Source organism: Streptomyces sp. NPDC002055 (genome assembly GCF_040296705.1).
GTDB lineage: Bacteria > Actinomycetota > Actinomycetes > Streptomycetales > Streptomycetaceae > Streptomyces.
Map to the genome: position 1 here is coordinate 1 of NZ_JBEOXS010000050.1, position 24,833 is coordinate 24,833.

The window sequence follows — 24,833 nt, forward strand, 5'->3', positions numbered from 1 at the left end:
GCCCGGCCGAGGGCGACCTCGGCGGGATCGCCCTCGGCCGGGCGCTCGGTGTTCCGGGTCCCGGGATCAGGCCCCCGGCGGCGCCGGGGGGACCGGGGGGCCCAGGGCGTGGAGCCAGCTGTCGTCCTGGCGGAGGATGGCGGTCTGGAGGCGGCGCAGGCGGGGGCCGGGGTCCATGCCGAGTTCCTCGGAGAGCAGGGCGCGCAGTTTCGCGTACCGCTGGAGGGCCTCGGCCGGGCGGCCGGAGAGGTACAGGGCGTGCATCAGCAGTTCCCAGGTGACCTCCCGGAGCGGGTGGCCGGCGGTCAGCTCCTCGGCCGACAGCATCGCCTCCTCCAGGTTGCCCTCGCGCACCAGGATCGTCACCCGCAACTCCCGGCCCAGCAGGCGGGCTTCTTCGAGCCGGATGATCTCCTGGGCGGCGAAGGGGTGGTCGACGGCGTCGGCGAGCGCCGCTCCCCGCCACAGCGCCAGGGCGTCGTCGATCTCCTGGCGCGCCGGCCCGACGCGTCCCTCACCGAGCAGCCGGCGGGCCCGGCCCAGGGCCTGTTCGAAGCGGACGGCGTCCTGTGCCTCGGCGGGGACCCGCAGGGCGTACCCCATCGGCTCCCGTACCAGCAGGCTCGTCTTGCCGCGACGCGGGCGTTCGGGCTCCAGGGCGTCGCGCAGTCTGCTGATGTGGGCGTGGACCGAGGAGACGGCCCCGCGTGGTGGACGGCTGGTCCACAGATCGTCGCAGAGCGACTCCAGCGGTATGGCGTGCCCGCGCTCCAGCAGGAGGCGGAGCAACAGCACGCGCCGCTTGGGCGGCCCGAGGTCGAGGGCTCTGTCCTCGGAGTGCGCGACCAGAGGTCCCAGCAGTCCGAATTCCAGCGGGAGCCGGGGGCCGGTCCGCTCGCCCGGCGCGGATAACGAGTACATCGGCGCATTCATTTTTCGATTTCAATCCTCGTACGGTCACGAGTAGGTCCAGGAGGTTCGCAGAAGTCCTGGCGGGGACAGTTCGTGGTCGTGCGGGGGGCTCGGTCGGCGCAGGTCGTGGCCGGTCCTGATCAACCGCTCGCATGCTACACGCCGCAGTGACGGCGGAATCGGGGCCGGGGGCGGTCCCGTTCAGAGGAGCGCCGGGTCCTGGCGGAGGATTCCGTAGAACTTGCTCTGCAATTCGCGGCCCGGGTCCAGCCCCAGGCTGTGCGAGAGGCGTTCGCACATCTGGCTGTAGGCGTCCAGCGCGTCCGCCTGCCGGCCGGACCGGCAGAGGGCGGTGATGAGTTGGGCGCAGAACCGCTCGTGGTAGGGATGCATGGCGTGCATCTGCTCCAGGTCGGAAATCAGCGACCGGTGCTGGTTCAGCTTCAGCCGGACGTCGAACAATCTCTCACAGGCGGTGATCCGGGTCTGCTGGAGCCGGGTGTAGGCCATGCGGCAGATGGCCCCGTGACCGGTGTCGACCAGCGCCGGGCCGCGCCACAGCTCGGTCGCCTCGGTGAGCAGCGCCGCGGCCGCTCCCAATGCGTCGTCGCCGAGCAGTTCGGCGCGGCGGACGAGTTCTTCGAATCGGGCCGCGTCGACCTCGATGGAGTCGATGAGCGCGTATCCGGAGGGCGAGGTCTCGATGATCTCGCGCAGATCGGGCTTTCCGCTGCGGGCCGCGAGCACGCGGCGGAGACGGGCGATGTGGCCGTGCAGCGAGTTCTCGGCATTGCGGGGCGGCTCCTCACCCCACAGTTCGTCGATCAGGTCGTTCCGCGACACCGGGCGCCCGGGCGAGAGAGCGAGGACGGCGACGATGGCCCTCAGCTTCTCGCCGGATATCCGCACGGGAACTCCGTCGTCACTGACTTCCAGAGGTCCGAGAACATCTATCTTCATCGAGCGTCCACCCTTACGGAGTTCTGGCGGTCGAACCATGCGTACTGCGTGGCGACGAAGCCACGCCGTCGGCGATACGGAAACAGAACAACGGCCGGAAATTCAGGAACGGGTCGTGGTACGTGGCCGGGCGGGTCCCGCATCGCGCAGAGGGGTGCCCCGCTCCGGATTCCCCAGTCTCATCCGAGGCGTGCTGTGGCGGGCCGCGGGACACCGGTGTGCCCGTTCGATGTGCCCGAGACCATGCGCATCAGACTCTCCCCCCGGAAAACCGTCGTCCATGGTCAAACTCCCCCTGGTTCGCATCCTGACCCACGTTTCTTGTCGCCCGCTTGTCTTCGGCGGCTGCGGAGGACCGGGGTGCGGCCGGTACCGGTATCGCTACTTTCGAGTAGTAGGTTCCGGGCGCCCGGCGACGCTGATCGCCACACGCTGGGAGAACAGCGCGCTGGGGCGCAGGCCGAACATGGCGTGGAAGGCGCTGCTGAAGTGGGACGGGCTGGCGAATCCCGACTCCACGGCGGCCGTGCTCAGATCGGGCCAGGTCTCCAGCAGGGTGGCCGCCCGCAGCATCCGCGCCCACAGCCGGTACCGGCGGAAGGTGGTGCCGGTCTCGGCACGGAACAGGCGCAGGAAGGCCGAGACGGAGAGGCCGGCCTCGGCCGCGAGCTCCTTGGCCGCGAGCCGCTGCCCCGAGGGCCCGGCCAGCCGGTCGGCGGCCCGTCGGATGCGCGGGTCCCGGCTTCCGGCGAGGCCGTCCGGCCCCGCCAGGTCCAGCCACTGCCGGGCCTCCGGAATCGGTACGTCCCCTTCCAGGGAGGCGGCCAGCCGCACCAGTTCGGCCTCGTGCTCATGGTCGCGGGCCACCTCCGGGCCGCCGCGCATCATCCGGTGGCAGGCCCGTTCCCGCGCCGACGCCGGATCCAGGTAGCAGAACGCCATGCGGGCGCCGCCGGCCACGATGCGGTGCCGGACCCGGGCCGCCACCAGTGCGGTCCGGACCCGCTGCCGGGGGCCGTGTTCCGGCTCGACCGTGAACTCCGCGTCGACGCCCACGGCCAGGCAGCTCACCGCGCCGGCGTGGATGTCCAGCTGCAACGAGGGGCCCACGTACAGGGCCTGGCCCGGCCACAGCCACAACGCGGCCTGGTCACGACACGTTTCTGAAAGCAGGGCCGGTGGCATGCGGGCATGCTAAGCCCTGGCTCGCACCAGGCGCGGTGGCGGCGGGCGGTTCCGCCTCGGGGTGCCCGTGGTGCGCCGGGGCCCGCCGTTCCGCTCCGCGTCCCGGCCGGCCACCACACCGCGAACCCCGGTGAACATTCGTGAACTTCACTCAACATCCCGGTTTTCCTGCGAACAGCACTGATTGTCCACGAAACTATTTTCCTGCGAACGGACAGACGACATCATGTGGATCGACCGTCTCACCGCGGCGCTGCTCTTCATCGTCGGCGCGGTGAACCTGCTGCCCGGCTTCGTCGCGCTGGCGCCGTCGCGGATCACCACCGCGTACGGCATCACGATCGACGGCGCCGACTCCGCCGACCTGACCGTGCTGCTGCGCCACCGCGCGGTGCTGCTGGGGCTGGTCGGCATCGGCCTGCTCTGCGCGGCGTTCATCCCCTCGCTGCGGGTGCCCGCCATGGTCGCGGGCGGGGTCAGCATGGGCACGTTCCTGCTCTTCGCCTCCGTCGGCCCGGCGCTCAACAGCGCCACCATGCGGGTGGCCAGGATCGACATAGCGGCGCTCGCGCTGCTGGCCGTGGCGGCCGTGCTGGTCTGGCGCAAGGAGGCCTGAGGTCCGGGCGGGCCCGGGCCCACGAGCCGGGGCGGGGCGCCTGTGCGCGCCCCGCTTCACGGACCGGCCACGCCCGCGCCTCCACGGACCGGCCACGCCCGGGCGGGCCCATGGGCAAGGCTGACCACTTCCTCGCCTTCGTCGGACAGCCGCAGCTCTCATCAGTGCGCCGCCCGACGTAGCTCCAGGGTCTGACCGAAAAGTCACCCTGCGGGCCGATGCTCCGTTGACTGCTGTCGGGAAGTATTCCTTGCTGTCTGCTGAGAACCGCGTCAAGGACAAGGACCCGACTGTGCAAGGCAAATGGATAGGTGCCCTCCTGGGCGGGACCGCGATCGCTGTGGTAGCAGCGAGCCTTCCCTCTGCGAGTGCTTCTGCCGCTTCCCCTCTGGACCCATACGTCCAGCAGAAGCCTGCGTGGCAGCGATGCGATCCCCGCGCGCCGGCGGACTTGGTGTGCACGAAGATCAAGGTGCCGCTCGACTACCGGCGTCCTGGCGGGAAGACCATCGAGCTGGCGGTCTCCCGAATGAAGGCACGGGATGCGGACAAGCGGCGCGGAGCGCTGCTGATGAACCCTGGCGGGCCCGGCGACTCAGGCAGATTCATGCCCCTGACCATGGAGCTGCCCGATTCGGTACGTGACCGGTTCGACCTGATCGGGTTCGATCCCCGCGGCATGTGGGGCAGCGCCCCCGTGCACTGCGGGCTGACCGAGGCGGAGGACAAGCAGCGACACCCTTATGATCCGCAGACGTTCGCCAAGAATGTCGCATGGGCGCGCACGGTGGCGGAGAAGTGCCGGACGAAACACGGTGCCAGGCTTCCTCACATCACCACCCGCAACACAGCCCGCGACATGGATGTGATCCGCTCCGTGCTCGGAGAGAAGAGGATCTCCTACTTCGGCGCCTCCTACGGAACCTATCTCGGTGCGGTCTACACGCAGATGTTCCCGAACCGCGCGGACCGGTTCATCCTCGACAGCGCGGTCGACCCGAACCGTGTCTGGCGGGAATACAATCGCCGCGAAGCACCCCACGCTGAACGCGCGTTCCGGCGATGGAGTGCATGGACCGCACGGCGCGATGCGGCCTATCACCTCGGTGACACCCCGGCCAAGGTCCGCAAGACCTTCTGGGCCCTGGTCGCCCAGGCCGACCGCACACCCATCGAGGACGGCGGGCAAACCTACACAGGCGCCGACATCCGCAATTTCGCCGGGTTCTCCATCGTCCGTGAGGCGGCCGGGAACATCGTCCGGTGGAAGAAGGCCGCCGACGACACAACCCCCACCACACCCCCGCCCGCCACGGACAGCCCGGCACCGGCGAACGACTCATCGGCCGGCTATTGGACCGTCGAGTGCGGCGATGCGGCGTGGCCGCGTGACCCCGAGCAGTACCGCCGCGACGCGGCGCGGGACAAAGTCCGGTATCCGCTCGTGGGTGATCTGACCGCCGGCATCACGCCCTGCGCCTTCTGGGCCAAGGGCAGCGAACCCCGCACCGTGGTCGGCAACGACACACCTGCGCTCATCCTCCAGAACGAGTGGGACGACTCCACCCCGCTGGCCGGCGCCAGGGGCCTGCGCAAGGCCATGAAGGGCGCGCGGATGGTGACGGTCGCCGGAGGCGAGGGACACGGCGTCTACGCCAACCCGCACCCGCCGTGCGTGGAACGGGCAGTCACCGCCTACCTCACCACCGGCCGCCTCCCCACCGGCGACGTGACATGCCGGGCATCGGACACTCCGCCACAACCCACGGCCGACCACGGCGACGAGCACGCCGAGTAGCCGGCGACCACGCCGGCCGCTCCGCAGACCGAGACCGGCAAGAACGCCGAGATCCCCAACACCGGCGGGAGGCTCGCGACGACCGGCGACAACGGCAGCATCCCGTACGCCGCAGCCGGCGCCGCCGTACTCACGCTCGGCATCATGGCCGTGACAGCGGCCCGTCGGCGGCGGACCCGAGTGACGGCGACAACGGAACACACCTCATAGGTGGTCTTGGACGTCGTTTCCTTTGGCTGAGGTTCGGGCTGGTGACCAGACCCCTCATGAAACGGCTCAACGAGCCTTTCACGCCAAAAAGGAGCGACGTCCAAGACCTACGCCCGCGCGGGCACGAGGTGCCCCGCCCCGCTCGGGCACGGGGTGTACGCCCCGCCTCCGGTCGGGGCACGGGCCGGGACGCCCGTGCCCGCGGAGCGCACGTCACGCCGCGCGCCGGGCGCTCCGGTCCATCAGGCCGAGACCGGCGCGCAGCAGCGGCCGGGCGGGGGCGGGCAGCGGAAGCCGCGGTGCCCGGGACCGGTGCCAGGGCAGCCGTTCGGGGGTGCCGCCGGTCAGCGCCTCGGCCACATGGGCGCCGTGCGCCACCGACAGGGCGAGGCCGTGGCCGCAACAGCCGCCCACGTACCAGACGTCCGGCCGGTCGGCGAGCGGTCCCACGACCGGCAGGCCGTCGGAGGTCATGCCGATCCGGCCGGCCCAGCGGTGCGTCACCTCGGTGCCGGCGAGGGCCGGGTGCAGCCGGCGCAGCCGTTCCTCCAGCCCCGCCCAGACCGCGGCGGAGCCGGAGTCGTCGGACACCGGTGGGAGCAGCGGCCGGCCGCCGCCCAGGACGAGCCGTCCGTCGGGGGTGAGCCGGAAGTACGGGGCCAGGGGGTGGGCGTCGATCAGGGCGCAGCCGGTCCGGCCGCCCAGCAGTTCGCGGGCTTCGGCGGGCAGCGGCGCGGTGGCGACGGCGTGGACCAGGAGCGGCAGTACGGTGCCGACCGGCAGCCCGAGCGGGCCCGCCGCCGCGTTGACGGCGAGAACCGCCTTCCGGGTGCGCACCGTGCCGCCGGGGAAGACGAGATGGGTGTCGGCGGCGGTCTCGCCGGGGCGGAGCGTCACCAGGGGGCTGTTGCCGAGGAAGCGGACGCCCTTGGCGGCGCAGGCGCGGGCCAGTGCGCCGCTGAGCGCCGCCGGGTCGAGACCGGCCGCGCGGTACAGCAGTCCGGCGTGGTACGGCACGTCCAGCCGGTCGCGGATGCCTGCCGCGGAGAGAACGGGTACGTCCAGGCCGAGTTGACGGTAGGCGGCGGCCTGCCGGGCGAGGGTGGCCAGCCCGTCGGCGGTGCGGGTGGCCACGATCTGCTCGCCGTCCCGGGGGCCGGTGGGCACGCCCAGCCGGGCGCACAGCTCCCGGACCCGTTCCACCGCCTCGGTGCTGGCCAGGTGCATGCGGCGGGCGGTGTCGGGGCCGAAGCGGCGGACGGCCTGGTCGACGGGGGGCCCGACGCGGGGGCCGAGCAGCCCGGTGCCGCGTCCGCTGGCTCCCGCGGCGGGGCCCTCGGCGTCGACGACCAGCACGTCCAGCGACGGGTCGCGCTCGGCCAGGTGGTAGGCGGTGGAGAGGCCGGCGAGGCCGGCGCCGACCACGGTCACGTCCGCCTCCAGCACCCCGCGCACCCGCTGCGGCGCGGCCGGTTCGGTGCCGGGCGGGGCCGTCGGGTCGGAGTCGGCGCCGGGCCAGCAGGGCCGGCCGGCCGGGGGCCGCGTCATGGTGCCTCCAGGGGCGGTCGGGGTGCGGGCGGGGCGGAGAGGGGCACGCCCCGGCCTTCGAGGGTGTGGAAGGAGCGGTCGTGCCAGAGGAGCGGAGTTCCGGGGGCCGTGTGCGCCGCGGCGATGCGGCCGACGAGCAGGCCGTGGTCGCCGTAGCGGCGCAGGTCCTCCACCGAACAGACCGACCAGCCGAGGGTGTCCGCCAGCACGGGGACGCCGAGCACCTGGTGGTGGCCGGTGCCGGCGAACCGTTCGGCCGAGCCGGCCCGCGGGTCGGCGAACAGTTCCGCCCGTGCCCGCTGCGGCGCCGCCAGCAGATTGACGGCGAACCACCCCTGCTCCTGGATGACGGCCAGGGTCCGCGAACCGGTGCCCAGGCAGACCAGGAGCAGCGGCGGGTCGGCCGAGAGGGAGGTCACCGCCGAGACGGTGCTGCCGGCCGGCCCGTCGGGGCCCTGCGCGGTCACCACCGTCACGCCGGAGGCCAGCCGGGCGTAGAAGTCCCGGCAGGCGGCCTCCCCGACGCCCGGCACGGCGAGCGCGTCGGACGGGGTGGACGCGTCCGGTTCGCCGGGGGGTGCTCCGGCGGTGGCCTGGCGCATCACCGGGCTCCTTTCTGAAGCCGTTGGGGCTTCCCTTGCGTGCGGGCGGATCGGGCTGGGGCGGTTCAACCGGCTCGCGAACGGCCCGGTGTTGCTCGGGGTCACAGAGGTGTCCCACGGCTCACATGGGAAACAAATAACGGACCCCGGCGAAGATCAACGGCCCTCGCTCACCGCCCCGCTTCGAGCGCGTCCCGCAGGGCGACCAGGGTGGCGCGGGCGGTGGTCCGGTTGCGGGCGGGCCGCCGGACCACGCCGGTGAGCAGCGGGGCGGTGGCGGTGATCAGCCGGCCGTGCAGGCTCCGCCGGCGGTCGTGCCACTCCTCCGTCACCTCGCAGCCGTCGGGCACCGCGGTGAAGCGGTAGACCCAGCGGGAGAGCGGGATGCCGAAGAAGCTGACGTCGAAGGCGAAGCGCTCGCCCGGGACGGCCTCCACCACCCGGCAGAGGGTCACCCAGGGCAGCCAGGAGGCGCGGTTGCGGCCGAGGAAGCGGGTGCCCGGACGGATGCCCCCGCCGATGCCCCCGCCGCGCCCGAGGAGCCAGGCGCCGCGGCACTCCGGGCTCCACTCCCCCATCCGCCGCACATCGCTGACGGCGGCCCAGGCCGTGCCGGGCGGCACCCGGACGGTCAGCCGTTCGACCACCGTCGGTGCCGTGTTCGGGTCGCTCACCGTGTCACCTCTCTCCGCGTGCGCGGGCCCGCCCGCATGTCCACCGGGGTATGCCGGCCCCGGTCCGGAAGCCGTCGGGCGACGGCCGGACTCCGTCCGCCGGGGCTCACCGGCGGGTCTCCACCGGGGACTTCCGGCCCGGCATCCACCAGTTCCAGCGGGTCATCAGCCGCATCGAGGCCGGCACCACCAGCAGCCGGATGACGGTCGCGTCGAGGGCGATCGCCACGGCCATGCCGATGCCGATCTGCTGGATGGGCAGGATGCCCGCGAAGGCGAACGCCGTGAAGACGGCCACCATCAGCACCGCCGCGCCCGAGATCAGCGGTGCGGTGGCCGCCATGCCGCGGGCCACGCTGCCGGTGGCGTCCCCGGTGGCGACGTAGTCCTCCCGGATCCGGCTGAGCAGGAACACCTCGTAGTCGGTGCTCAGGCTGAACAGCAGGGTCACCAGCAGCACCGGGACGAAGTTGGTGAGATAGCCGCTGGTGTCGAAGCCGAGCAGGCCGCTGCCCCAGCCGTCCTGGAAGACCAGGACCAGGACACCGTAGGTGGCGGCCATCGAGACCAGGTTCATCAGGATCGCCTCCAGCGGCAGGAGGACCGACCGGAAGGTGATGAGCAACAGCAGGTAGATGACGGCGAGCATGGTGCCGATCACCGGGAACAGGCTGTCGGTGATGACCTCGTTGGCGTCGACGCCCTCCGCCGTCTCGCCGCCCACGTGGACCGTCCAGCCGTCCGCCGACAGCCCCGCGGCGGCGGCGCGCACCGACTCCAGCAGGTCCCGTACGGATTCGGAGGCGGCGGTGTCCTTGCCCACCACCTCCATCACCAGGGTGCGTCCGTCCGCGGCGACGAAGTGCCGTACGGCGCCGCGCAGATCGGCCGGCAGCGCGGCGGCGGCGCGGGGTGCCAGGAGGGCGAACGGGCGGGAGGGGTCCGCCTGGCGCAGCGGGGCGAGCACCGAGTCGACCCGGGCCGCGCCGGGCAGGCCGGCCAGTTCGTCGTGGAGCTCGGTGAGCCGGGCCGTGTCGGCGGGCGGGCGCTCCCACAGCGGGGTGCGGGATTCCACGACCACCTGGACCGGCGCGGCGCTGCCGACGCCGAACTGGTCCTTGGCGGTGTCGTAGCCCTCGCGCACGGCGGCCCCGGTGGGCACCACCCGGGCGTCCGGGGTGAAGGTCTCCAGCTTGAGCGAGGGCACGGCCAGGACGCCCATGGCGACCAGGCTGACGCCCAGGAAGACTACCGGCCGGCGCATCACGGCACGGCTGATCGTCGCCCAGCGGCTCGGGCGCGCGGGCGTGCCCTCCGCTCCGCGGCGGCCGAGCGCGCCCCACTCGATCCGGGGACCGAGCAGATGGAGCAGGACCGGCAGCAGCAGCACGCTGGTGAGGATGGAGAAGGCGACCACCACGACGGCGCCGAGCGCCATCGACCAGATGACGTTCAGGTCGACCAGGAAGAGGGTCGACATGGCGGCGACGATGGTGACCCCGGAGGCCACCACGGTCTCGCCGGAGGTGCGCAGGGTGCGGGCCACGGCGCGTTCCACCGCGTCGGCACAGGGGTCCGGCCCCTCGGCGCGGAGTTCGTCCTTGAACCGCATGATGACGAAGAGCGAGTAGTCCACGCCCACGCCGAGGCCGAGCATGGTGGCGGCGTTCTGCACGAAGACGGAGAGCTCGGTGTGGCGGGCGAGGAGGGCGAGCAGGCCGAGGGTGAAGGCGACCGAGGTGATGCCGACCAGCAGCGAGGCGAGGGCCGCGGCCACGCTGCGGAAGAGCAGCAGGAGCACCAGGGCGATCAGCGGGAGGGTGATCAGCTCGGCGCGGACCAGGCCCCGTTCGCTGAGGTGGTTGACCTCGCCCCACAGCGCCGCCTGGCTGACCAGCGAGACGCGCAGCCCCCGCGGCTCGTAGGTGTCGCTCAACTCCTGCTGGATGTCGGGGAGTACGCGGCGGGCGGTGCCGTCGTCGAGCCGGGAGCCGAGGCGGACGAGCGCGGTGCGGCCGTCCTCGCCGAGGAACGCGCCGCGCGCCCGGTCGCCGGTGAGGGTGGTCCAGCCGTAGGAGCCGGAGACGTTCAGCCCGCGGTCGCGGGTGACCCGGTCCACGACGCCCCGCACCCGGGTCTCGAAGGCGGGGTCGCCCCGCTCGTGCCGGGTGTCCCGGACGACGAGGGTGAGGGAGCTCTTCCCCCGCCCCTCGAAGCCCTGGGTGACCCGCTGGGCGGCGGCCGCCGAGTCGGAGCCGGTGACGTACCAGCCGCCGCCGCTCAGCGCGTCGGCGAGCTGGGTGGCCCCGTACCCGGTGACCAGGATCAGCAGTACCCAGAGGGCCGCCAGCGGCCGGCGCCGGCGGCGCGTGAACCGGGCGGTGCGGGCGGCGATCCGGGCCACCGGACCGTGGCCGCCGGGCGCACCGGCCGGACCGCCGTCCGCCGTGGGCACGGCGGCGGTACGGGTCGTCGGCTCGGTCATGCCCGGATCGCGATTCCGTGGTCGCGGTCGTCGGTGAGGATCTCCATCAGGGCACGGTTGCTCGTGCGGAGCCGGTCGGTGCGGCCGGTGATCTTGTTGACGATCTCCACCTCACAGGAGGCGATCTTGGTGTTGAGGCAGTGTTTGATGCCGCCCGGGGGGTTGTAGTAGTTCAGCCCGACGAAGTGTTCCGGCCGGGCGTCGAACCGGCCCCGGATGGACACGGTGTCGTCGCCGCCGAGGAAGTTCCAGTAGAAGTAGCCGAAGTCGGCCTTGGCGGTGAGCGCGCGGCGCGGCGAGACCAGGGCGTACTCGCGTTCCTCGTGGCGCAGGACCAGGAAGGTCACCATGGGCGTGGTGACCGGGCCGGCGATCCAGGTGCGCCCGGTGACGATCTCCAGGAAGCTGTCGGGCGCGTCGTCGAAGCCGGCGACCTGACCGAAGGCGTAGTAATCGGTGTGCCGGCTGCCCCAGTTGTGGTTCTGGCTGCCGGTCCAGCCGTCGATGTCGACGGTCCTGCCGTCCACGGTGAGCGTGCCGTCGTACACCGCCAGGGGCACGCCGACCAGGCTCTTCGCCTTGGGGAAGCCGCCGCTGTACATGGTCGGCGGCAGCAGCAGGAGCGGCGGCTCGTCGCCCTTGTAGGTGAGGTCCCAGCCGATCCGGCCGTTGGTGCCCACCGCCTCGCCGCGCAGCGCGCCCGGCTCCAGCACCCGGTCGGCGACGCGGGCGCCGAAGGCGTCGCGGTCGAAGTGGCACTCGGCGATCGGGTACTCCTCCTTGGCTACCACGTGTTCCCCGGTGACACCGTCGAAGTAGACCGCCCACAGCTCACCGATGGCCGCGTCCGGCATCCCGGCCGGGCTGAAGACGGTGTAGCGGATCCAGAACGCCCGTGGCTCGGTGGGGTGGTTGCCGCGCTGGTAGAAGCTCTCGTAGTGCCCCTCGCGCTGCCCCGGCCGGTAGTGCGTCCGGTTCAGGGCCGCCGCGTCGGCGTCGGTGTAGTCGGTGTGCATGAGTCCCGTCTCCTGGAGGTCTGCCGGTCCCGCCGCGCGCGGGGCCGGGGGACGTGCTGCCGGTCCCGCGCGGCGCGGTGAACGTCCGGCCGGTGCCCGGGGGAACGGCCGGTGCCGCGGGTCCCGGTGTGCTGTCGTTCCGGCGTCAGTCGGCCGCGGTGCCCGCCGGCGCGGCCGGCGCGAGCGGGGCGCGGCGGCGCTCGTGGAGCGTCATGGCCATGCCGTGCTTGGGCCGCAGGGTGATGGTCGCGTGATTCACCACCCGGTGGGAGGGGATGTGCCGGAATTCGTACCGCCTGATCAGCGCGGCCAGCAGCAGATGGGCCTCCATCAGCGCGAAGTGCTTGCCGATGCAGAGGTGCGGTCCGGCGCCGAACGGCATGGAGGCGAACCGGTAGCGGCCCTTCTTCGCCGCCGCCGCGAAGTGACCGGGGTCGAAGCGCTCCGGGTCGCTCCAGTGCCGCTGATGGCGGTGGATGTTGAACAGATTGACCAGGATGCGCGACCCCTCCGGCACGTGATGGCCGCCGAGGACGGTGTCCTTGAGGGTCAGCCGGGGCACGATCGGCGCCGACGGGTACAGGCGCAGCGCCTCCTCGAAGATCTGCAGGAGGTACGGCATCCGGGACAGGTCGTCGACGGACGGCATCGCGTCGCCCAGCTCCCGGTCCACCTCCTCCTGCGCCCGGCGCAGCACCTGAGGGTGGCGGGAGAGCAGGTAGAAGGCCCAGGTGAGGGTGACGGCGGTGGTCTCGTGGCCGGCCGCGAAGGTGGTGATGATCTCGTCCCGCAGCTCGCGGTCGGTCATCCCCTCGCCGGTGTCGGCGTCCCGGGCGGCGAGCAGCATGTCGAGCAGGTCGTTGGCGCCCTCCGCGGGGGGGCCGGCGGCCCGGCGCTCCTCGATGATGCCGTACATCATGCCGTCGAGGCCATCCATCACCTGCTGGAAGCGGCGGTTGCGCGGGGTGGGCCAGCCGGTGGGCGGGCTGAACGGGTTCTGCAGCCGGTCGAAGGCGAAGTTGACCGCCACGTCCACCGCTTCCGGGCTCAGCTTGTCCCGGGTGCGGCTGACGTCGGTGCTGAACATGCAGCGGCTGACGATGTCCAGGGTGACCCGCATCATCTCGCCGTGGATGTCGACCTCGGCGCCGGTGGCGTGGCTGCGCTCCATGTGGGTGAGCTGATCGGCGGTGGCGTCCACCATGGCGCGGAACATGCCGGCGAGCGCCTGCTTGGCGTAGATCGGCTGCATCATGCGCCGGTTGCGCATCCAGCTCTCGTGGTCGTCGCTGGTGAGCAGCCCCTCGCCGAGGATGAGGCGGAGCGGGTTGTCCGGGCCGAGCTTCCCGAACGTGCCGCTGTCGGTGAGCACTTCGCCGGCCAGCTCGGGGCTGGAGACGCCGTGCACCACGAGCGGGCCCAGCCGGTAGCGGACGAGGTCGCCGTGGGCCTGCCACCCCCGGTGCATGGCGTCGAGGATGTCCTTGCGGAAGTCCACGATGTTGCCCAGCAGCGGCAGGCCGTCGGCCTCCGGGGCGGGGCCGTCGTGCCGGGCGGGTGCCGCCGGTGCCGTGCGCGGCGCCGCGCCGGGTGTCGTCCCTGGTGCCATCTCGGGTGTCCTCCCCGCCGCCGTCACTTGCGCCCGAGAGCGCAGAGCCAGCCGAGCGAGCGGCGCGGCTCGGCGACGAACCGGACGTCCCGGAAGCCGGCCTCGGTGAGCATCCCGGTCAGTTCGGCGCCGGACAGGATGTGCAGCCCGTCGCGCTCGGAGCGCTCGGTGAACCGCTTGCCGAAGAAGCGCTGCACCAGTGAGGGGTCGGCGGCCGCCTCCCGGCTCATCTCCAGGGTGATCGCCACCTGCCCGCCGGGCCGGAGCACCCGGTGCGCCTCGGCGAGGCCGCGCATCGGGTCGGGCCAGAAGTAGAAGGTCTCGATCGCGCTGACGTGGTCGAACGAGGCGTCCTCGTAGGGCAGTTCGGCGGAGTCGCCGTGCCGGATCTCCACCCGGCGCCGGGCGACGGCGTCCGCGTTGCGGCGCACGGCCTGGCTCACCATGTCCATCGAGTAGTCGACGCCGGCGACGAAGCCCTGCGGCGTCCGCTCGGAGAGCAGCTTGACCGCCATGCCGCCGCCGCAGCCCACGTCCAGGACGCGCTGGGAGCGGCGGACGTCCATGTGCTCGATCGCCCACACCGTCAGCGAACGGTGCTGGAGGGTCATCAGGTGGCCGACGAGCTGCCCGGCCGTGCCGTTGGGCTGCCGGAAGTTCGTCTCGACCACTTCCAGCGGTCGGTTGAGCAGGGTGCCGATCATCCGGGTTTCCCTTCGCGGGCTTTGCGGGTGGGAGGCCTGCCTTGGCGGCGGCGGAAGAAGCCGCGGGGGGTCCCTGGCACAGCCAGGGACCCCGGCGCGGAGAGGGCAGGATTCGAACCTGCGAGGGCTTGCACCCGATCCGGGTTTCCCCGGAACCCCGTTGGGCCGCTTCGGGTACCTCTCCCCACGGCGGGCCGGGCCGTATCGACCCGTTGTGCCGGTGGCAGTGATTCTGCCGCCCGCCTCTGACATTCCACTGATACGCATCTGAGACGCGCGCATCACATCCGGAACAGCCGAAACTGCGTCCGAAAGGGTGAGCGCCGCCACAGGTGGCCGGTCCGGCGAGAAGCCGGGGACCTTTCGAGGAAAGGAGAGGCCCGATGCCCGAACAGCCCCTGCCCGCAGCGAACGAGGAGAACGGGAATGCCGACAGCGCGGAGCACGCGGGAACCACAGCCGGTACCGGGAACGCCGACCGTGTCCGGCACGCAGGGCCGGCGGGTGCCGGGGACGCGGGCGGTGGACACGCCACAGGAACGGCCCGCGCCGGGAACACCGGCCGTGGGCGGGACGCGCCGACGGCGGCTCCCGGAACGGCGAACGGTGCACGGGACCCACGAACGCCCCGTGCCGGGAACGCAGCGAACACCGGGGACACCGAGCACGCCGAGCACCTGGAGACCGGGATCGCGGCCGACGCGGAGACCGACCCCCACGGCCTGAGCGACGGCGAGGCGGCACGGCTGCTGGCCGGGGCGCGCTGGCGCCGGGTGGTGGTGCTCGGCGACGGCGGGCGGGAACGGCGCAGGGCCCGGACCGCCGACGGCCACGAGGACGCACCCTGGTACGACCGGGTCACGGACGCCCTGCGCGGGGTGGAACCGGGCCTGGCCTGCCTGAACCTGCTCGGCGGGCGGGGGCGGCGGGCCACCCATGTGCGCTCCCGGCAGCTCCCCGAGGCGCTGGCCTTCGGCGGGGATCTGGCGGTGCTCCAGGTGGCCGGCCACGACCTGCTGCACCCGGCGTTCGACGCCGACGCCTTCCGGACGGAGCTGGTGCGCATCATCGCCCCGCTGCGCGAACGCGGCTACGACGTGCTGGTGGTGGAGCCCTTCGACCTGACGCGCTCACCCGGGGGGCGTGACCTGGACGCGGAGGTGCTGCGGGCCCGGCAGCGCGCCCAGACCGAGCGCTCGCGCACCCTGACGCAACGCCACGGAGCGCTCCACGTCGACCTGTCGGCCTGCAGGCCGTCGGCCGGCGCCGGGGTGTGGGGCGCCACCGGTCTGGTGCCGAACGGCCGGGGTCACGCCGTGATGGCGGCAGCGGTGGTCCGGGCCCTCGGCGCCCGCCTCCGCCCGGCGGCTTCCGGACCGCCGTCCGCGGGCCGGGTGGTCGGCGGACGGGCGGGCCGGCCGGGGGGCGGACCGGCGGGCGGCATCGTCGGCCGGCCCTGCGGGGCGCCCCGGAGACGGGGGCACACGGCGCCGAGGTGAGGTGCGCGGGCGGGCGGCGGGCGCGGGACGCGGCCCCGGACCCGAAGCAGTCGGGACGCGGCCCCGGACCCGACGAGGTACGGGGGCACGTCCCGGGACCTGCGCCCGGGGCGTGCCCCCGTCGCCGGACCGGGGCGCGCCACCCCAGGGCCGGCCGTCCGGATCAGGCCGGGCTTCGCGGCGCCGGACCGCTCCCGGACCGTGCCCGGTCCGGGGGCGGTCCGGGAGCGGTCCGAACGCCCGGCCCTACCGCTCCAGTTCCTGCTTCAGCCGCTCCAGGGTCGCCCGCATCTGCACCCGGTTGGCGAGGTGGCGCTGGTCCGGACGGGTGCCGGTGAAGATCCTGCCGAGCAGCTGGGCGACGCCGCCGCGCCGGCCGGTGCGCAGGTCCCGCCAGTGCTCGGTCACCCGGGTGCCGTCCCCCTCCGGGGCGAACCGGTAGCCCCAGAGGGCCACCGGGAGCCCGAAGGTGCCGACCCGGAAGGCGAACGCGGCGCCCGGCTCGGCGCTGGTGACCCGGCAGTCGGTGAACCAGAAGAACGGGCCCTTGCGGTTGAAGCCGAGGAACCGGGCGCCGGCCGGGGCGGGGCCGGGCGGCACCCCGCGGACCGCGACGCACTCCGGGCTCCAGCGCCCCATCGACCGCACGTCGGCGATGGCGGCGTACACCGCCTCGGGAGCGGCCTCGACGAAGACGCTCTCCTCGATCTCCCAGCGGCGTTCCACCGGACTCATCGGCTCCCCTCGGGTTCGAAACACGCGTCGGTTCATCGGGTGACGGGCGGACCCGGCGCACCGGTCCGGGCGCATGGGTCATGTACGCATCAGGAACGGGTGAGCAACAGTACCGCGTTCTGCCCGCCGAACCCGAAGGAGTTGCTGACGACCACCTCGACCGGGGTCTCCCGGCCCTCCTTGGCGACCACGTCCAGCTCGATCCCGGGGTCCGGGTCGTCCAGGTTGGCGGTCGGCGGGACGAAGGACTCCTCCAGGGTGAGCGCGGCCACCGCCGCCTCGATCGCCCCGGCGGCCGAGAGCGAGTGGCCCGTCACGCCCTTGACCGAGGTGACCAGCGGCCGGTCGCCGAGCACCTCCCGGATCAGCCGCGCCTCGGTGGCGTCGTTGATGACGGTCGCGGTGCCGTGCGCGTTGACGTGGTCCACCTCGTCCGGTCCGACGCCCGCGTCCGCCAGGGCCGCCCGCAGCGCGAGTGCGGCGCCTGTGCACTCCGGGTCCGGGGCCGTCGCGTGGTAGGCGTCGGCGGAGGCGCCGAAGCCGCTGACCACGGCCCGGATCCGGGCCCCGCGGGCGCGGGCGTCGGCGGCCCGCTCCAGCACCAGGACGGCGGCGCCCTCGGCGGCCACGAAGCCGTCCCGGCCGGCGTCGAAGGGGCGGGAGGCGGCCCGGATGTCGTCGTTCCGCCGGGAGAGCGCTCCCATCTGGCTGAACCCGGCGACCAGCGAGGGGGTCAGGGGCGCCTCGGCGCCCCCGGTGATCACCACATCGCAGGCGCCGGAGCGCAGCAGGTCGCGCGCCGTCCCGATGGCGGTCGTGCCCGAGGCGCAGGCCGTCGCCGTCACCAGCGACGGGCCCTTAGCGCCGAACTCCATCGAGACGTACCCGGCCGTCATGTTGGCCGACAGCATCGGGATGAGCCGGGGAGAGACCCGGCGCGGCCCGGAGTCGAGCAGCCGCCGGTGCTGGGTCTCCCAGGTCTGCGCGCCGCCGATGCCGTTGCCGAGCACCACGCCGACCCGGGCGCCGTCCCAGGTCTCCGGGTCGAGGCCGGAGTCGGCCACCGCCTCCAGGGCGGCGGCCAGCGCGAGCTGGCTGGAGCGGTCGAACTGCAGGACGCGGCGCCTGCCGAGGACGGCGGCCGGATCGAACCCGGGCACCTGGCACGCGAAGTCGGCCGCGATACCGGCGAGTTCGGGGACCGTGACGGCGGCCGTGCCGGCCCCCTCCCGGATGCGCTCCCAGGACGCGGCGGTGCCGACCCCGGCCGGGGTCACCATGCCGAGCCCGGTGATCGCCGCGTCGAACCGCTCGGCCCGTCCGCCCATCAGACGGCTCCCGCCTTCTGCTCGATCACCTGGGCGGCCCGGGCCAGGGTGGAGTCGGGGCCGACCTCGGTTTCGGTGAGCGTGACCCCGAACTCCTCCTCGGCGGCGACGGTCAGCTCGACCAGGGCGAGCGAGTCCATCTCCAGATGGCCGAAGGTGTCCTCGGGCTTCAGCTCGTCCGGCTCCAGCCCGAATCCTTCTGCCAGCAGCTTGATCAGACGGTCGTAGACGTCACTCATGACGGGCTCCCTCGCGTTCGGGGTGAGCGGCCCTGTGGGCCGGTGGGGTGGGATGGAACGGCGCCGCGCGGTCAGCCGGCGGCGGGCACGCCGCCGGGCGCCGCGGCGGGGACCGCCTCGGGTCCGGACCTCTCGTAGCGCTCGCAGAAGGCGGCGTACGCCGGGTGGATCTCGGGCTCGAAGCGCAGCGCGAACGGCTTCAGGTAGTTGCCGAACAGCGCGCGGTCCCCGAAGAGGTGGATCGGGACGGCCAGCAGCGCCCACTCGGCGCCGAACAGCCAGATCCAGGCGAGCACGACCAGGCCCTGGGTGACCAGGCTGTGCATCACGTTGTAGAGGACGAAGTAGACCTTGGGGATCCGCCCGTCGGGGCTGCGGTGGTGGGCGAGGGCGCCGGGCAGGTAGCCGATCAGGTCGATGTAGAGGAACAGCCCGACCGCCGGCAGCCAGCGGACCTCGTCGAGGTGGGTGAAGAACAGGACGGCCGCCACCACCAGGCCGAGCCCGTACTCCAGGCGGATCAGCCGGGAGGTGGTGGGCGTCTCGAAGAGGTTCTTCGCGTCCATCAGCGCAGCGCCGGGGTGCTCGGGGCGGGCTCGCCAGCCGCAGCGACGGCCCGCGCCACCGTCTCGTCGCCCAGGACGGTCGCCCCGCCGAAGAGGCCGATGATCACGCGGGCGATGGTCTCCTTGAAGACCCGCTGGGCCACCGGGTCCAGGATGCCGGCGAGGCTGGGGATGCCGAAGTCAAAGTCGGCGGAGAAGGCGACCAGGGTGTCGGGCCCGTCGCCGCTGATCCGCCAGCTGCCGGAGAACTCCGCGAAGTCGCCGTCGATCTGCTCGAAGGAGATGACCAGCGACTCCCGGTCGAAGCGGTCGGCCTCGGTCCACCCGAGGATGCCGTTACGGAAGTAGACCTTCCACTCGCTGGTCTCCTCGTCCGGGGAGATCTCGTGGACGGTCACGCTCCGGACCACGTCGGTGAATTCCGGGTAGCGGGCGAAGTCGTGGATGCGGTCGAACGCGGCGGCGGGGTCGACGCCGTCGACACGGAGAAGAACTTCTGCGGTACGCATGGTCTCAGCTGCTTCCTGCGGTGGCGGTGGATGAGTAACGGAGCGCCTGCGCGCGGCACGCCCGGTCGAACGCCTCGTAGAGGAAGTCCAGATCGCCGCGGTCGAGGATCGCGGGCGGCGTCAGGCGGAGGACGAGGTGGGAGTTGAGGGAGTGGTTGGCGATCACCCCGTTGGCGATCAGCTCGATGAGCAGGTCCCCGGCCGGTCCCGGCTCGGCGAACTCGATGCCCAGCAGCAGCCCCCGGCCGCGCACCTCGCGGACGGCGTCCCCGTAGTGCGCCACGGCGATCCGGCGGATCTCCGGCAGCAGTTCCTCGCCGAGCTCCCGGGCGCGCCCGACCAGGTCCTCCTCCTTGATCGCCGCGATGGCGCCGCGGGCGGCGGCCATGGCGAGCGGGGCGCCGGAGAAGGTGGAGGTGTGCAGGTACGGGTCGCGGTCGAAGACCGAGAACGCCTCCCGGGTCGCCACCACGGCCGATACCGGCACGACACCGCCGCTGAGCCCCTTGCCGACGAGCATGATGTCGGGGGTGACGCCCTCGGCGTCCGCCCCCCACCAGCTGCCGAGCCGGCCCAGACCGGTCTGGACCTCGTCGAGGACGAGCAGCGCCCCGTGCCGGTCGCAGGCCTCGCGCACCGCGCGCAGATAGCCCGCCGGCGGGATGACCACCCCGGCCTCGCCCTGCACCGGCTCCACGAAGACACAGGCCTCGCCGGGCGCCTGCGCCAGCACCGTCTCCAGCGCCGCCGCGTCGCCGAACGGCACATGCGTGGTGTCCGGCAGCAGCGGCTGGAAGGGGGTGCGGAAGACCTCGTTGCCGGTGAGGCTGAGCGCGCCGGCCGTCTTGCCGTGGTAGCCGTTCACCGTGGCGACCAGCCGGTGCCGGCCCTTGGTGCGGGCGAGCTTGAGCGCGGTCTCGGCGGCCTCGGCGCCCGATCCGGCGAAGTGGACCCGGGAGAGCCCGGCCGGGGCGACGGAGATCAGTGCCTCGGCGGCCAGCGCCGCCTGCGGCTCCAGGAAGACCCGGGTGGCGATGGGGTGGGTCTCCAACTGCTCGGTGACGTGCCGGATTACTGTGGGGTGCCGGGAGCCCATCAGGAAGACGCCGTAGCCGCCGCAGTTGAGGAAGCGCTCCCCCTCGGCCGTGGTGACCCAGGCGCCCTGGGACGCCACTTCGACATGGCCGCCGAACATCTCGCCGAGGGTGGCCCGGCCCCGGTTCATGTGCTCCCGGTACATCCGGCCGAGTTCCTCGCGGCCGGGGCCCCGGTAGGGGTTGCCTGCCGCGGGCGCGCCGGCGGGGACGGGGGCGGTGGGTGTGGTCGTCATGAGGTCTCCTCAGGCCAGCCGCAGCGGTTCGCCCGCCACGTGCTCCAGGTACGGGCCGGTGAAGGCGGAGCGGGACGGCGGGTGGAAGCCGATCCCGTGGGAGGCGGCGGCGAGCACCGCGATGTCGGAGGCGCCCATGTACGCGGTGCCGCCCAGCAGTTCCACGGCCTGGTCGCGGGCGTCGCCCAGGGCGTCCTGCGCCGCGTACCGGGCGGTCAGCGCGTGGGCCAGGGCCTCGTTGCCGGTCTCGCCGTCCCGCACCCGCCGGGCCACGCCCTCCAGGAGCTGGGCGGCGGTCTCCAGCCGGATCAGTGCCCGGGCCCGGTCCGACTCGCTGCCCCGCCGCCCGTCCACCGCCCGCTCGACGAGTCCGCTGACCATCCCCAGGTAGCAGCTGGAGATGAGCAGTTCGAACCAGATGAGGCCGACGGTCTGGAGGTCGTCCAGCTCGCCCGGATCGGCGGTGTTGGGCATCAGCAGCTGCTCGTCCACGAAGACGTCGGTCAGCCGGACCTCGTCGCTCTCCGCGCCCGCCAGCGCCTGGCTCGCCCAGAACGGGTGGACGGTGACCCCCTCGGTCTCCCGGGGGATGAGGAGCACCGCCGACCGGGTGCCGCCGTCGTCGGCGGGCAGCGCCACACTGGCGGTGAGCAGGTCCATGGAACGGGACAGGCTGCACGGCTTCTTGGCGCCGTTGATCAGGTAGCCGCCCTCGGCCTTCCGGGCGGACATGGTCGGCGACAGGATGCCCTGCCCCGGCCGGCCCTCCGCGAAGCCGGAGGCCACCAGGAGCCGCTGTTCCGCCACGCCTTCGAGCAGCGCCCACTCCATGCCGCTGCTCTGCACGCTGTCGGCGAGGCTGAACAGGGTGGCCACGGAGAAGTGGTGCATGGTGGTCGCCACCGACAGGGACGGGGCGCGGGAGCCGAGGGCCCGGGTCACGGCCATCGCCTGGAGCGGGTCGGCGCCGAGCCCGCCGTAGGACTTCGGGATCACCAGCGCGGGTCCGCCGCACTCCCGGAAGAGGCCGATGGCCGGGCTCTGCGGGGTCTCCAGCTCCGCCAGCGACAGGCCGGCGAGGCGGTCGAGCAGCCCCGGGAGGAACGATTCACAGGTCACGCGTGCCGCGTCGAGTGGGCGCATGGTCTCTCTGCTCTCTGTCGTTCTCTGCGTCTTTCAGGTCGCACCGGCCGGGTGGGGCGGGTGACGGGTGCCGCTACGGGCGAGTGCTGTTGCGGGCGGGGGCCGTCGCGGGGCAGGTTCCGTCGCGGGGCGGGTGTCGTCGCGGGGCTCGCTCGGGAGTGACCCGCGCGCGGTCAGCGGCCCGCCGTCCCGCCCGCCGGCTCCGGGCCCTCGCCGCGCATCGCCCGCCAGGCGCCGAAGACGGCCTCCCGGGGGCGGACGGAGCCGTCGGAGACGCTCACGCCCTGGATGTGCGAGGTGCGCAGGATCGGGTAGTTGGCCTCGCCGTACACCCCGCCGGTCAGCCCGGTGCCGCCGTGCGTGGGCAGGCCCGGCAGGAAGCCGATGTGGGAGTCGTTCACCTTGAGCAGCCCGCCCTGGGTGATCCGGGTGACGAAGTGGTCCACCACCTCCGGGTCCCGGGCCCACACCGAGTTGCGCAGCCCGTACGGGTTGCTGTTGACGAAGTCCACGAAGCGGTCGAGCAGCACGGCCTCCGGGGCCGGGTCGGCCGCGATCACCGGCAGCAGCGGGAAGAACGTCTCGTGCCGCACCGCCTGGATCCCGCGGGCCCCCTCCATCCCCCGGACCAGCACCACCGTCGGCTCCAGGAAGATGCCGGCGACGTCCCGGGTGCCGTCCGCCTGCATCGCGTGGCCGCCGCAGACCAGTTCGGCGCCGCCGGCGAGGGCGTCGTCCAGGCAGGAGAAGAACTTCTCGTTGCGCAGCACCGGGGTGAGCAGCACGTCCTCCTCCCGGACCGAACCGCCCCGGATCTGCAGCGCCTTCTCGGCGAGCAGCGCCACCAGGTCGCCCGCGATGTCCGGGTGGGCCAGCACCTGGTTGGGGATCATGCACAGCTGGCCGGAGCCGTAGAAGCTCTCGGTCAGCGCCTCGGCGGCGAGGTCCAGGTCGGCGTCCTTCCAGACCACCACCGCGTCGTTGCCCGCCAGTTCGAGGATCGGCTTCTTGCCGGCCGCGACGCAGCGGTTCTGGAAGCGGATGCCGGCCTCGCTGCTGCCGAAGTACATGACGTCGTCGACGAGCGGGCTGTCCAGCCAGGCGGACAGCACCGGGGCCGGGTCGCCGCAGACCACGTTCAGGGTGCCGCCGGGCGCGCCGAGCTCCTCGAGCACGGGCGCGACGACCTCGTGGAGGACGTACATCACGCCGAGCGGGGCGCTGCGCGGGGCGCGGACGACGAGGGAGTTGCCCGCCATCATCGCGGTGACGCCGAGCAGGGCGCTGGACAGCGGGGCGTTCTGCGGCGGGTTGAGGCAGACCACGCCGTCCGGCCGGCGGCGCACGGAGAGGCGCCGCTCCCCGTGCCGGGTCTCGCGCAGCATCTGGCTGCGGTAGAAGGCGAGGGACTCGGGGCCGAAGCACTCCAGGGCCCCGGAGACCTGCCAGCGGGCCAGCGCCAGCGGGTGGCCCTCCCGCAGCAGGATCTCGATGGTGCGGTCGGCCTTCTCGGTCAGCCGCCGGTGCAGCAGGGCGCCGAACCGGTCCAGCCGCTCGTCCAGCGGGAACGCGTTCCACTCGCCGGTCGCGCGGGCCGCGGCCTCGACGGCCTGCAGCACGGTCTCCCGGTCCGCCCGGGCGACCCGGCCGACGATGTTGTCGCCGGGGAGGTCCTCCGGGGCCAGCCGGCCGCTCTCCAGCTTCCGCTTGAGCGTCAGGCTGGCGAAGGCGTCCTCCAGCAGCGCGTCCGAGTCGACCACATAGACCCACTGGTCACTCGGGACGCTCTTGCCGTCGACGAGCGAGGCGTAGGTCAGCAGCCGGCTGCCGCCCGCCGTGGTTCCGGCGGCGTCCTCCATGACATGCGACGCCTCCGGCGCCGTACGGGCACTGCACACGCAGATCCTCCGCTCCCCGTCCCCGCCCTCGCGGACGGGAGGAATGTCCCAATGTGATGCGCTCGCCGACGACTGTCACAGCCGGCCCTGACAATCGGCGGAGACGCCCCTGAGACGGCCGTGTCAGACCGATCAGAGCGCCCTCCCGGAGCATGGCGCCCGGCACGTTCCGCGGGCGGCTCACGACGACAGGGGGAAGCGGATGACCACGGTCAACCGGAGGATCGACCCGGACGGGGTGGCCGACGCCCTCCGGGAGAGCGCCGACAACCCCAGCGCCTTCCTGGCCCTGAACGCCGGCAACGCCTACTTCACCGACCCGTCCTCCTCCGGGGTGGTCGCCTACCGCGAGGCCGGCCGGTTCCTGATCCAGTTCGGCGGGGTCTTCGCGCCCGAGGCCGACCGGGAGCGCCTGCTCGGCGCCTTCCTCGGCTTCGCGCGGGCGGCGCGCCGCAAGGTGGTGGCCGTGCAGCTCCAGCGCTCCGACGCCGAGTTGTACGCCCGGTGCGGCTTCACCGTGAACCAGGTCGGCTCCTCGTACGCCGTGCGGCTGCCGGACCACACCCTGCGCGGCAGCCGGTTCATGAAGCTGCGCAACAAGATCTCCAAGGCGCGGCGGAGCGGCCTGGAGGTGACCGAGGTCCCCTACGACGGGCACCGCGACGAGATCGCCGCCATCGACCGGGAGTGGCTGCAGGCCAAGGGCCGGCACGTGAAGGAGATCGAGTTCCTGGTCGGGGAGTGCGGCGGCCCGGCCCAGCGGCACCGGAGGCTGCTGCTCGGCCGGCTGGACGGCGCCCCGATCGGCTACATCTCCTACGCCCCCGCCCACGGTTCGCGGCCCGGCTGGCTGCACGACCTCAGCCGCCGCCGGGCGACCGCCCCGCCCGGTGTGATGGAGGCCATCAACCTGCACGCCATGGAGACCTTCCGCGGCGAGGGCGCCGAGTGGCTGCACTTCGGCTTCACGCCGTTCGTCGGCCTCTCCCCCGAGCACGAGGTGCCCGGGGCCAGCCGTATGACCACCCGCTTCATGCGCCTGATGGCCGAGCGCGGCGACAAGGTCTACCCCGCCGCCAGTCAGCTGGCCTACAAGGAGAAGTGGGGGCCCGACCTCGTCCTCCCGGAGTACCTGGCCTTCCACGGCCGGGCCGGTCTTCCCGCGATCTGGCAGATCCTCCGGGTCACCAAGTCCGTCTGACCGGGGCGCGGGGCGTGTCCGTCAGGGGCGTCGGGGCCCGTGCATCCGGTGGTACGGGGCCTCCCC

At 73.1% G+C, this 24,833-nt stretch carries 23 protein-coding genes and 1 tRNA gene; 5 read left to right on the plus strand and 19 right to left on the minus strand.

What is annotated here, in order from left to right; genetic code table 11:
- Nucleotides 1-66: 66 nt before the first annotated feature.
- The 3 genes from ABT112_RS26035 to ABT112_RS26045 form a co-directional block, all read right to left on the minus strand.
- Nucleotides 67-921: an AfsR/SARP family transcriptional regulator gene (locus tag ABT112_RS26035; RefSeq protein WP_351513509.1), complete on the minus strand. Its 855-nt coding sequence runs from the start codon at nucleotides 919-921 to the stop codon at nucleotides 67-69.
- Between the two features lie 192 nt (nucleotides 922-1,113).
- Entirely contained in the window at nucleotides 1,114-1,872 is a 759-nt protein-coding gene (locus ABT112_RS26040) for an AfsR/SARP family transcriptional regulator (protein ID WP_351513511.1), read from the minus strand.
- A gap of 381 nt (nucleotides 1,873-2,253) precedes the next feature.
- The gene (locus ABT112_RS26045; protein ID WP_351513513.1) at nucleotides 2,254-3,057 is read right to left on the minus strand and encodes an AraC family transcriptional regulator; all 804 of its coding nucleotides are present in this window, start codon (nucleotides 3,055-3,057) and stop codon (nucleotides 2,254-2,256) included.
- 226 nt (nucleotides 3,058-3,283) lie between these two features.
- On the opposite strand from ABT112_RS26045, the gene ABT112_RS26050 reads away from it, so the two are divergent.
- The 3 genes from ABT112_RS26050 to ABT112_RS26060 all read left to right on the plus strand — a co-directional run bounded on the left by ABT112_RS26050 (nucleotide 3,284) and on the right by ABT112_RS26060 (nucleotide 5,681).
- Nucleotides 3,284-3,673, plus strand: coding sequence for a hypothetical protein (locus tag ABT112_RS26050; protein ID WP_351513515.1), 390 nt, complete (start codon nucleotides 3,284-3,286; stop codon nucleotides 3,671-3,673).
- 472 nt (nucleotides 3,674-4,145) lie between these two features.
- Nucleotides 4,146-5,471: an alpha/beta hydrolase gene (locus ABT112_RS26055; protein ID WP_351513516.1), complete on the plus strand. Its 1,326-nt coding sequence runs from the start codon at nucleotides 4,146-4,148 to the stop codon at nucleotides 5,469-5,471.
- A 51-nt stretch (nucleotides 5,472-5,522) separates the two neighbouring features.
- Nucleotides 5,523-5,681 (plus strand): LPXTG cell wall anchor domain-containing protein, encoded by a 159-nt coding sequence (locus tag ABT112_RS26060; protein ID WP_351513587.1) that lies wholly within the window; start codon nucleotides 5,523-5,525, stop codon nucleotides 5,679-5,681.
- A gap of 213 nt (nucleotides 5,682-5,894) precedes the next feature.
- On the opposite strand, the gene ABT112_RS26065 is transcribed toward ABT112_RS26060, so the two are convergent.
- The 8 genes from ABT112_RS26065 to ABT112_RS26100 all read right to left on the minus strand — a co-directional run bounded on the left by ABT112_RS26065 (nucleotide 5,895) and on the right by ABT112_RS26100 (nucleotide 14,503).
- On the minus strand, nucleotides 5,895-7,229 hold the full coding sequence (locus tag ABT112_RS26065; protein WP_351513518.1) for an NAD(P)/FAD-dependent oxidoreductase: 1,335 nt from the start codon (nucleotides 7,227-7,229) through the stop codon (nucleotides 5,895-5,897).
- Nucleotides 7,226-7,831 (minus strand): flavin reductase family protein, encoded by a 606-nt coding sequence (locus tag ABT112_RS26070; protein ID WP_351513520.1) that lies wholly within the window; start codon nucleotides 7,829-7,831, stop codon nucleotides 7,226-7,228. The genes ABT112_RS26065 and ABT112_RS26070 overlap by 4 nt, the downstream gene beginning before the upstream one ends.
- Nucleotides 7,832-8,001: 170 nt before the next feature.
- Nucleotides 8,002-8,505, minus strand: a complete 504-nt coding sequence (locus ABT112_RS26075) for an SRPBCC family protein (protein WP_351513521.1) — start codon at nucleotides 8,503-8,505, stop codon at nucleotides 8,002-8,004.
- 106 nt (nucleotides 8,506-8,611) lie between these two features.
- On the minus strand, nucleotides 8,612-10,990 hold the full coding sequence (locus tag ABT112_RS26080) for an MMPL family transporter (RefSeq protein WP_351513523.1): 2,379 nt from the start codon (nucleotides 10,988-10,990) through the stop codon (nucleotides 8,612-8,614).
- Complete coding sequence (locus ABT112_RS26085; RefSeq protein ID WP_351513525.1) at nucleotides 10,987-12,006, minus strand: hypothetical protein; 1,020 nt, start codon at nucleotides 12,004-12,006, stop codon at nucleotides 10,987-10,989. The genes ABT112_RS26080 and ABT112_RS26085 overlap by 4 nt, the downstream gene beginning before the upstream one ends.
- 145 nt (nucleotides 12,007-12,151) lie before the next feature.
- Nucleotides 12,152-13,615, minus strand: coding sequence for a cytochrome P450 (locus tag ABT112_RS26090; RefSeq protein WP_351513527.1), 1,464 nt, complete (start codon nucleotides 13,613-13,615; stop codon nucleotides 12,152-12,154).
- 23 nt (nucleotides 13,616-13,638) lie between these two features.
- On the minus strand, nucleotides 13,639-14,319 hold the full coding sequence (locus tag ABT112_RS26095; protein ID WP_351513529.1) for a class I SAM-dependent methyltransferase: 681 nt from the start codon (nucleotides 14,317-14,319) through the stop codon (nucleotides 13,639-13,641).
- Nucleotides 14,320-14,416: 97 nt separating this feature from the next.
- Nucleotides 14,417-14,503, minus strand: a tRNA-Ser gene (locus tag ABT112_RS26100).
- 199 nt (nucleotides 14,504-14,702) lie between these two features.
- Here ABT112_RS26100 and ABT112_RS26105 point away from each other — a divergent pair.
- Nucleotides 14,703-15,818 carry a GDSL-type esterase/lipase family protein gene (locus tag ABT112_RS26105; RefSeq protein ID WP_351513530.1) on the plus strand — a complete coding sequence of 372 codons (1,116 nt, stop codon included), beginning with the start codon at nucleotides 14,703-14,705 and terminating at the stop codon, nucleotides 15,816-15,818.
- Nucleotides 15,819-16,064: 246 nt separating this feature from the next.
- Here the strand turns inward: ABT112_RS26105 and ABT112_RS26110 are convergent, their stop codons facing one another.
- The 8 genes from ABT112_RS26110 to ABT112_RS26145 all read right to left on the minus strand — a co-directional run bounded on the left by ABT112_RS26110 (nucleotide 16,065) and on the right by ABT112_RS26145 (nucleotide 23,527).
- Entirely contained in the window at nucleotides 16,065-16,553 is a 489-nt protein-coding gene (locus ABT112_RS26110; RefSeq protein WP_351513532.1) for an SRPBCC family protein, read from the minus strand.
- A gap of 89 nt (nucleotides 16,554-16,642) precedes the next feature.
- Nucleotides 16,643-17,881, minus strand: coding sequence for a beta-ketoacyl-[acyl-carrier-protein] synthase family protein (locus ABT112_RS26115; protein WP_351513534.1), 1,239 nt, complete (start codon nucleotides 17,879-17,881; stop codon nucleotides 16,643-16,645).
- The gene (locus tag ABT112_RS26120; RefSeq protein WP_351513536.1) at nucleotides 17,881-18,120 is read right to left on the minus strand and encodes an acyl carrier protein; all 240 of its coding nucleotides are present in this window, start codon (nucleotides 18,118-18,120) and stop codon (nucleotides 17,881-17,883) included. Before ABT112_RS26120 ends, ABT112_RS26115 begins: the two co-directional genes overlap by 1 nt.
- Before the next feature lie 71 nt (nucleotides 18,121-18,191).
- Nucleotides 18,192-18,686 (minus strand): hypothetical protein, encoded by a 495-nt coding sequence (locus ABT112_RS26125; protein WP_351513538.1) that lies wholly within the window; start codon nucleotides 18,684-18,686, stop codon nucleotides 18,192-18,194.
- A complete protein-coding gene (locus tag ABT112_RS26130) occupies nucleotides 18,686-19,195 on the minus strand; it encodes a type II toxin-antitoxin system RatA family toxin (protein WP_351513540.1) in 510 nt (169 codons plus the stop codon). The genes ABT112_RS26125 and ABT112_RS26130 overlap by 1 nt, the downstream gene beginning before the upstream one ends.
- A gap of 4 nt (nucleotides 19,196-19,199) precedes the next feature.
- On the minus strand, nucleotides 19,200-20,525 hold the full coding sequence (locus ABT112_RS26135) for an aspartate aminotransferase family protein (RefSeq protein WP_351513542.1): 1,326 nt from the start codon (nucleotides 20,523-20,525) through the stop codon (nucleotides 19,200-19,202).
- A gap of 9 nt (nucleotides 20,526-20,534) precedes the next feature.
- Nucleotides 20,535-21,668 carry an acyl-CoA dehydrogenase family protein gene (locus ABT112_RS26140; RefSeq protein ID WP_351513543.1) on the minus strand — a complete coding sequence of 378 codons (1,134 nt, stop codon included), beginning with the start codon at nucleotides 21,666-21,668 and terminating at the stop codon, nucleotides 20,535-20,537.
- A gap of 173 nt (nucleotides 21,669-21,841) precedes the next feature.
- Nucleotides 21,842-23,527 (minus strand): aldehyde dehydrogenase family protein, encoded by a 1,686-nt coding sequence (locus tag ABT112_RS26145; RefSeq protein WP_502975447.1) that lies wholly within the window; start codon nucleotides 23,525-23,527, stop codon nucleotides 21,842-21,844.
- 241 nt (nucleotides 23,528-23,768) lie between these two features.
- Here ABT112_RS26145 and ABT112_RS26150 point away from each other — a divergent pair, with 241 nt between their 5' ends.
- Nucleotides 23,769-24,767, plus strand: a complete 999-nt coding sequence (locus ABT112_RS26150) for a bifunctional lysylphosphatidylglycerol flippase/synthetase MprF (protein ID WP_351513547.1) — start codon at nucleotides 23,769-23,771, stop codon at nucleotides 24,765-24,767.
- Nucleotides 24,768-24,833 lie beyond the last annotated feature (66 nt).

Bases quoted from the DNA above. Each gene is read 5' to 3' on its own strand.
- ABT112_RS26115 (WP_351513534.1), bottom strand. From the start codon at position 17,881: ATGGGCGGACGGGCCGAGCGGTTCGACGCGGCGATCACCGGGCTCGGC.
- ABT112_RS26070 (WP_351513520.1), bottom strand. From the start codon at position 7,831: ATGCGCCAGGCCACCGCCGGAGCACCCCCCGGCGAACCGGACGCGTCC.
- ABT112_RS26140 (WP_351513543.1), bottom strand. From the start codon at position 21,668: ATGCGCCCACTCGACGCGGCACGCGTGACCTGTGAATCGTTCCTCCCG.
- ABT112_RS26045 (WP_351513513.1), bottom strand. From the start codon at position 3,057: ATGCCACCGGCCCTGCTTTCAGAAACGTGTCGTGACCAGGCCGCGTTG.
- ABT112_RS26090 (WP_351513527.1), bottom strand. From the start codon at position 13,615: ATGGCACCAGGGACGACACCCGGCGCGGCGCCGCGCACGGCACCGGCG.
- ABT112_RS26050 (WP_351513515.1), top strand. From the start codon at position 3,284: ATGTGGATCGACCGTCTCACCGCGGCGCTGCTCTTCATCGTCGGCGCG.
- ABT112_RS26105 (WP_351513530.1), top strand. From the start codon at position 14,703: ATGCCCGAACAGCCCCTGCCCGCAGCGAACGAGGAGAACGGGAATGCC.
- ABT112_RS26095 (WP_351513529.1), bottom strand. From the start codon at position 14,319: ATGATCGGCACCCTGCTCAACCGACCGCTGGAAGTGGTCGAGACGAAC.
- ABT112_RS26035 (WP_351513509.1), bottom strand. From the start codon at position 921: ATGTACTCGTTATCCGCGCCGGGCGAGCGGACCGGCCCCCGGCTCCCG.
- ABT112_RS26150 (WP_351513547.1), top strand. From the start codon at position 23,769: ATGACCACGGTCAACCGGAGGATCGACCCGGACGGGGTGGCCGACGCC.
- ABT112_RS26080 (WP_351513523.1), bottom strand. From the start codon at position 10,990: ATGACCGAGCCGACGACCCGTACCGCCGCCGTGCCCACGGCGGACGGC.
- ABT112_RS26135 (WP_351513542.1), bottom strand. From the start codon at position 20,525: ATGACGACCACACCCACCGCCCCCGTCCCCGCCGGCGCGCCCGCGGCA.
- ABT112_RS26120 (WP_351513536.1), bottom strand. From the start codon at position 18,120: ATGAGTGACGTCTACGACCGTCTGATCAAGCTGCTGGCAGAAGGATTC.
- ABT112_RS26145 (WP_502975447.1), bottom strand. From the start codon at position 23,527: ATGGAGGACGCCGCCGGAACCACGGCGGGCGGCAGCCGGCTGCTGACC.
- ABT112_RS26085 (WP_351513525.1), bottom strand. From the start codon at position 12,006: ATGCACACCGACTACACCGACGCCGACGCGGCGGCCCTGAACCGGACG.
- ABT112_RS26130 (WP_351513540.1), bottom strand. From the start codon at position 19,195: ATGCGTACCGCAGAAGTTCTTCTCCGTGTCGACGGCGTCGACCCCGCC.
- ABT112_RS26110 (WP_351513532.1), bottom strand. From the start codon at position 16,553: ATGAGTCCGGTGGAACGCCGCTGGGAGATCGAGGAGAGCGTCTTCGTC.
- ABT112_RS26125 (WP_351513538.1), bottom strand. From the start codon at position 18,686: ATGGACGCGAAGAACCTCTTCGAGACGCCCACCACCTCCCGGCTGATC.
- ABT112_RS26040 (WP_351513511.1), bottom strand. From the start codon at position 1,872: ATGAAGATAGATGTTCTCGGACCTCTGGAAGTCAGTGACGACGGAGTT.
- ABT112_RS26065 (WP_351513518.1), bottom strand. From the start codon at position 7,229: ATGACGCGGCCCCCGGCCGGCCGGCCCTGCTGGCCCGGCGCCGACTCC.